Consider the following 2,225-nt stretch of genomic DNA (forward strand, 5'->3'; position numbering starts at 1 on the left):
GTGCACAACTCCTGCACCTTCGCGCCGACGACGGTCCCGGCGTGCCGAGGCGTCGGATGTGCAGGAGTTGTGCGGGCCGGGCGCGCAGCCCGCTCACGCGGTGTAGTCGAATCGGCTGATCTCCTCGAGCGCCTCGACGACGAACGAGACGCTCTGCTCGAACAGCTCGGCGCCGTGGGCGGCGTTCGCGCCGGTCGGGTCGCCGAGCACGCCGGTGGGGCCGAAGTCATTCGAGAGCCACCCGAAGGTGACGGGCTTGCCGTTGAAGCCGATGTGCCGGAAGTCGCCGATGTGCGCGGGCACGGTCGCTTCGAACTGCGAGGCGTCGACGAGCTCGGGCCGCAAGTGCATGATCATGCTCGTCTCGCCGTGCCCGGCGTGGATGCCGGTGCCGTGCTCGTCCGGGCCGCCGTCGGTGCCGTCGAACGAGGGCACGCGCGCGGCGGGCATGAAGAACGTGCGCAGCCCGAAGCGGCGGCGCAGCTCGCGGTTCGCGACGTTCAGCAGCGCGACGTTACCGCCGTGGCCGTTGAGGAACACGAGCGTCCGGGCTCGCGTCGTCATCAGCGATCGGCCGATGTCGACGACCGTCTGCATCATCGTCTCGGGCGTGAGCCACAGCGTGCCCGGCGCCCACGAGTGCTCGTCCGACTTCGTGATCGACAGGGTCGGCAGCTGCCAGACGTCGAGGCCCATCGCCGCGGCCCGCGCGACGGCGGCCGTGGCCGAGGCCTCGGCGACGATGGCATCCGTCGCCAGGGGCAGGTGGGGACCGTGGTGTTCGATCGCGCCCGTGGGCAGCACGAGGATCGACTCAGAGGTGAGGGCCTCGGCGGCGGCGGGGCCGCTGAGCTCGGCGAGCAGCCGGCTCATCGGATCGCTCCCTTGCGCGGGCCCGCGTACGTCGGGTCGAGCTTTCCCGGGTTCAGCAGCCCGTGCGGGTCGGTCACGCGGGCGGTCTCGGCGGTCTGCTCGACGTTGAAGTCGACGTTCCACTGGTGCGGGTTGTGCACGCCCACGCCGATCGCGTTGAGCGCGGCGATGCCGGCGTACACCTCGTCTTCGCTCACGTAGGGCGCGGCGAGCATGCCGATCGGGTGCTCGCGCGTGGACTCGACGTGCAGCTTCCCCCCGGGGAACACCGCCTCGACGGCGTCGACGGCCTCGGTCAGCGGCATCCCGGCCACCTCGAGGTGGAACACCTCGTGCGGCTGGCTTTTCTGGTACCACTCGATCGGGTGGTTGTAGCTGAGCATCGACAGGCGGATGCTCGCCTGCGGCCCCTCGCGCACCGCCTCGACGCGGCCGCCCGCGCCCTCGATGATCGCGGTGACGGTGTCGATGAGCGACGCGTCGATGATCGTGCGCAGGCTCGAGCGGCCCGCGGGGATCGCCTCGTCGGCGGGGAGGGATGCCGAGATCTCGGGCCCGTCGCCCGAGACCAGGCGCGGAGCGGGCTCGAGGTTGCCGATGGTCTGCAGCACCGAGAGGGTGCCGGCGTAGTCGGGGAAGCTCGCCCACAGCCCGCGCCATTCGCGCAGCGGCTCCAGGCGTACGGTCGCGCGCACGATGACGCCCGCGGTGCCGTAGTTGTGCACGTACTTCTGCGCCTCGTCGCCCTCGACGTGGATGATGTCGGCGCTGCCGTCGGCGTGCACGACGTCGAGCGCGGCGACGAAGCCGCGGTCGTTCGAGCCGTGCTCGATCGAGCCGGTGCCGCCGGAACCGCCCGACAGGAAGCCGGCGAGAGTGGACTGCGCGGTCGAGGGGTACATCCAGAGGGCCTGGCCGGCGGCCCACGCGGCCTGCTCGAGCAGCACCATCGGGGTGCCCGCCTCGGCGGTGATGTAGCCGTCGCCGACCTCGACGATGGCCTTCGCGCGGGTGGTGTCGATGACCAGTCCGCCGTGCATCGGGATGCCCTGGCCGTAGTTGCCGGTGCCCTTGCCGCGCACGGTGACGGGAACGCCGTGGCGCGCGGCGGCAGCGACGGCGATCGCGATCTGCTCGGCATCCGCCGGGAACACGACGAGGTCCGCGAGGCCGAGGGGGAGCTTGGCCGCGATGATCGGCGACATCGGCGAGCCGTCGGTGCTGGCGCGCTCGCGCACACGCGGTTCGGTGCTGACGGCGGCGGGACCCAGCAGGTCGAGCAGCTCGTCCTCGAGGGAGAGGACACGGGTGGCGGTGTCGGTCATGGGTGTCTCCGGGTGACGCTGGTGGGT

At 71.7% G+C, this 2,225-nt stretch carries 2 protein-coding genes; both read right to left on the reverse strand.

All coding sequences use genetic code 11. The features are described from left to right. Nucleotides 1-93: 93 nt before the first annotated feature. Nucleotides 94-873 (reverse strand): creatininase family protein, encoded by a 780-nt coding sequence (locus tag FE256_RS17805; RefSeq protein ID WP_138178308.1) that lies wholly within the window; start codon nucleotides 871-873, stop codon nucleotides 94-96. Next, on the reverse strand, nucleotides 870-2,198 hold the full coding sequence (locus tag FE256_RS17810) for an FAD-binding oxidoreductase (RefSeq protein ID WP_138178310.1): 1,329 nt from the start codon (nucleotides 2,196-2,198) through the stop codon (nucleotides 870-872). Before FE256_RS17810 ends, FE256_RS17805 begins: the two co-directional genes overlap by 4 nt. Nucleotides 2,199-2,225: the final 27 nt, after the last annotated feature.

The sequence above is a fragment of the Microbacterium sp. 5K110 genome, assembly GCF_005774735.1.
Lineage (GTDB): Bacteria > Actinomycetota > Actinomycetes > Actinomycetales > Microbacteriaceae > Microbacterium.

Excerpts from the sequence above, each read along its gene's own strand:
- FE256_RS17805 (WP_138178308.1), bottom strand. The coding sequence starts at position 873 with ATGAGCCGGCTGCTCGCCGAGCTCAGCGGCCCCGCCGCCGCCGAGGCC.
- FE256_RS17810 (WP_138178310.1), bottom strand. The coding sequence starts at position 2,198 with ATGACCGACACCGCCACCCGTGTCCTCTCCCTCGAGGACGAGCTGCTC.